This is a genomic window from Pseudomonas fluvialis, assembly GCF_014207935.1.
Lineage (GTDB): Bacteria > Pseudomonadota > Gammaproteobacteria > Pseudomonadales > Pseudomonadaceae > Aquipseudomonas > Aquipseudomonas fluvialis_A.
In genome coordinates, this window is the sequence record NZ_JACHLL010000013.1 from 1 (window position 1) to 3,312 (window position 3,312).

Consider the following 3,312-nt stretch of genomic DNA (forward strand, 5'->3'; position numbering starts at 1 on the left):
GCAGCACCGGTGATCATGTTCTTCACATAGTCAGCGTGACCCGGGCAGTCAACGTGCGCGTAGTGACGTACGGCAGAGTCGTACTCAACGTGCGCGGTGTTGATGGTGATACCACGAGCCTTCTCTTCCGGAGCGGAGTCGATCTTGTCGAAGTCGACCTTGGCGGAACCGAATACTTCGGAACAGACACGGGTCAGAGCAGCGGTCAGAGTGGTTTTACCGTGGTCAACGTGACCGATAGTGCCGACGTTGACGTGGGGTTTATTACGTTCAAATTTTTCTTTAGCCATCGACACTATCTCCCTTCTGAGAAACTAGCGACTCACGCCACCATTAAAACAAAGGCAGATAATTGCTTATCTGCCTTTGGGTATGGAGCTCATGAGCGGATTTGAACCGCTGACCTCACCCTTACCAAGGGTGTGCTCTACCAGCTGAGCTACATGAGCGAAGCATTTGCCTAAACCGTATCTGGAGCGGGCAGCGGGAATCGAACCCGCATCATCAGCTTGGAAGGCTGAGGTTCTACCACTGAACTATGCCCGCGGAGCGTACGGCTCACGCTTAAATCTGGTGGAGGGGGAAGGATTCGAACCTTCGAAGTCTATGACGTCAGATTTACAGTCTGATCCCTTTGGCCGCTCGGGAACCCCTCCAAAGTGAGGCGGCATTTTCTATATCTGCCACCCTACTGTCAAGCATTTCTCATTAAAAAACTTGAGGTTAGCTGCTTGAACAGCGCCTTGCTGAATTCCGGCTAAACCGTACCCCTGCGAAGCGGGCGCCATTCTATGCAAACTACTGCGCGACTGCAACACCTTCACACGGCATTAATTGATGACCTAAGCCATTGAAGTCATTACCCAATTGCGTAAGCAGCACATCCCCCATCAGACGCCGAGCGTAGGGCTCGACACGCACCCAGTAGTTACGCTGCGCACGTGGCAATTCGCGCAACAACGGCTCATAGCCGGCCTCACGCAAACGCGATAGAACGTTATCTGCCGACTCCATCCGCGGAAACATGCCCAGAGAAATGCCATTACTCAGATCCCCCTGGGTGATGATGTAGCTATCAATTTTCCGCGCCTGCAGTTCTTTCAGCTGCCGCAACGAAGCCTGGCGCGAGGCCAGCGGCGGTAAATACACCCAGTAGTCGACTCCTGCCGCCACATCCAGCGGCATCACACTGGACGCGATATCAAGACTCACAAGGCGCTGCTCAACTCTTCGCGCCTCATCTTCGGCTGCGAAACTACCCAGGAACAGGCAAATCTCTTCCTGCGCCCTGGCAGGAAGCGCCTCGCGCTTCTTCGGCACCTCATCACTCTCACTCAACAGGCGGATATCGCGCTGCTGCCCCTGATATAGAGCAAGCGGCGCAACCTCCTTAGCTCGCAGCGGCGCCTGCTGCTGATGCCAGACGTAATAGAAGAGATTCAATACAAGCAGAAACAGAAACACCCAACGCATTTCAAGCCCCCTCAAACGGACAGGCCAGCGCCAGGCCAGCAAAAACAAGGTCAGCACAGACACGCGCCTGCGGCAACATATCGGAAACCAGGCCCGCATCCCCCCCAGTCAGGTAAACATCGAAGTTACCCAGCAACTCCGCTGCCAGTGACACCTGCTCCTCGACAAAGCCACGAACCATATGCAAGCAGCCGCGCTCAACCGCCTCAGCAGTGCTGCGCCCCGGCAAGATTGACCCGCGCACCATTAAGCCCTCTTCATCGCCATAGCGAATTTTGCGCGTATGCGTGCGCAACTGACTGCGCATCAACGGCAAACCTGGGCAAATGAAGCCACCACGATGAGCGCCGTCATCGCCAACAAAATCCGAGGTAATTGCCGTGCCCAAATCAATCACCAGAACTGCCCTGGATGAACGCTGATAGGCAGCAACTAGCGCTAACCAGCGATCCAACCCAAGGCGCTCATAATCCTCATAGCCATTGGCGACGCCCGCCAACACCTGCGCCGGGGAAGCAACCGCGACTACAACTCCATAAGCTTCGCGCAGCAAATCAACCAACTGCGCAACCTCCACATCACTACGGACACTGACCATGCGCACAAAGTGGATCTGAGCACACGCCACTACCGCCACAGCATCCAGCAACTCACCCGAGCCCTGCACTACGCCTTCCACAATCATCGACTGAGAAGCTGAAAGAACGCGCCATTTGATCAACGAATTGCCACAATCGAGCTCAAGAATCATTCGACAACCTCAGGCTAAGCTCTCCGCCGCTATATACCCGTTCCTCACCTTCACACATCAGACGCAAGGCACCTCGCTCATCGACACCCAGCACCACACCATAGATCGACTGCGGCCCCGTACTCAGACAAACAGCCCTCCCCTGCCAGGCATGCGCAGCCTCCCACTCGGCTCGGCACGCTGAAAATCTCCCCGCAGCACCTGCAGATAAAAGCTCATGCAACGAACGCATTACAGCTATCAAAATCAGATTGCGATCAACTGGCTGCACGGCGTCGCCAACGAGGGAACTCCAGGACTGATCAATGCCTGCTTGACTACCTTGCATATTGACATTGATACCCACCCCTACGACGACATGGCAGCCATCAGCAGGATCACCGGCCAATTCCAGCAAAATGCCCGCAACTTTACCCCCTGAAAGCAATAGGTCATTGGGCCATTTCAACTCAACATCCGGGTAACCACATGCAACCAGGCCTCGACGGACCGCCAACCCGACCAACAAGCTCAATCCTTCCAGACGCGAAGAGTCGGCCACAGGCAATAGCAAACTGAGGTACAGATTCACACCGTAGGGGCTGACCCAGCTGCGTCCGCGTCGACCGCGGCCGGCAGTTTGCTGTTCTGCAACGAAAAGAAGCGGCTCATCCACCATACTGGTAGCCAGATGGCGCAGCGCCTCTGCGTTTGTCGAGTCGACTTCGCCGAGAACTACTACGGGATAGGGCAAGTCTCGCCTCAATCGCTCGACATCAAGCAATATCAACGATTGTTCAAGGCGGTAGCCTTTACCGCGAACTTTATGAATGCGCAGGCCTGTACTTTTTTCAAGCAGTAGCAAGCGTTTCCAAACCGCAGATCGCGATACCCCGAGCACTTCACCCAGGCGCTCCCCAGAGTGGAAGACTCCATCACTAAGCAAGGCTAACAGCTCGTGCATAAACACCCCTTTTCAGAAGGGCGAATCATATAGAGCGAGCCAGCCATTGCAAACCAACTTAATAACGCGCAAAGACAAACCCCCGAGTCTCTTGCGAGGCTCAGGGGTTTGGGATAGGAGCTTGACGATGACCTACTCTCACATG

The 3,312-nt window shown here is 55.0% G+C and carries 4 protein-coding genes and 3 tRNA genes; all 7 read right to left on the minus strand.

What is annotated here, in order from left to right:
* A partial coding sequence (locus tag HNP49_RS18455; RefSeq protein ID WP_256574523.1) for a GTP-binding protein occupies positions 1-290 on the minus strand: 290 nt, incomplete at its 3' end.
* Positions 291-373: 83 nt separating this feature from the next.
* Positions 374-449, minus strand: a tRNA-Thr gene (locus HNP49_RS18460).
* A 23-nt stretch (positions 450-472) separates the two neighbouring features.
* A tRNA-Gly gene (locus tag HNP49_RS18465) sits at positions 473-546 on the minus strand.
* Positions 547-571: 25 nt separating this feature from the next.
* Positions 572-656: transfer RNA gene (locus tag HNP49_RS18470), tRNA-Tyr, on the minus strand.
* A gap of 142 nt (positions 657-798) precedes the next feature.
* Complete coding sequence (locus HNP49_RS18475; protein ID WP_184685780.1) at positions 799-1,473, minus strand: SPOR domain-containing protein; 675 nt, start codon at positions 1,471-1,473, stop codon at positions 799-801.
* 1 nt (position 1,474) lies between these two features.
* Positions 1,475-2,224 carry a type III pantothenate kinase gene (locus HNP49_RS18480; RefSeq protein WP_184685782.1) on the minus strand — a complete coding sequence of 250 codons (750 nt, stop codon included), beginning with the start codon at positions 2,222-2,224 and terminating at the stop codon, positions 1,475-1,477.
* Positions 2,214-3,167: a bifunctional biotin--[acetyl-CoA-carboxylase] ligase/biotin operon repressor BirA gene (birA, locus tag HNP49_RS18485; protein ID WP_184685784.1), complete on the minus strand. Its 954-nt coding sequence runs from the start codon at positions 3,165-3,167 to the stop codon at positions 2,214-2,216. Before birA ends, HNP49_RS18480 begins: the two co-directional genes overlap by 11 nt.
* Between the last annotated feature and the right edge of the window lie 145 nt (positions 3,168-3,312).

Bases quoted from the DNA above. Each gene is read 5' to 3' on its own strand.
- HNP49_RS18475 (WP_184685780.1), bottom strand. From the start codon at position 1,473: ATGCGTTGGGTGTTTCTGTTTCTGCTTGTATTGAATCTCTTCTATTAC.
- HNP49_RS18480 (WP_184685782.1), bottom strand. From the start codon at position 2,224: ATGATTCTTGAGCTCGATTGTGGCAATTCGTTGATCAAATGGCGCGTT.
- birA (WP_184685784.1), bottom strand. From the start codon at position 3,167: ATGCACGAGCTGTTAGCCTTGCTTAGTGATGGAGTCTTCCACTCTGGG.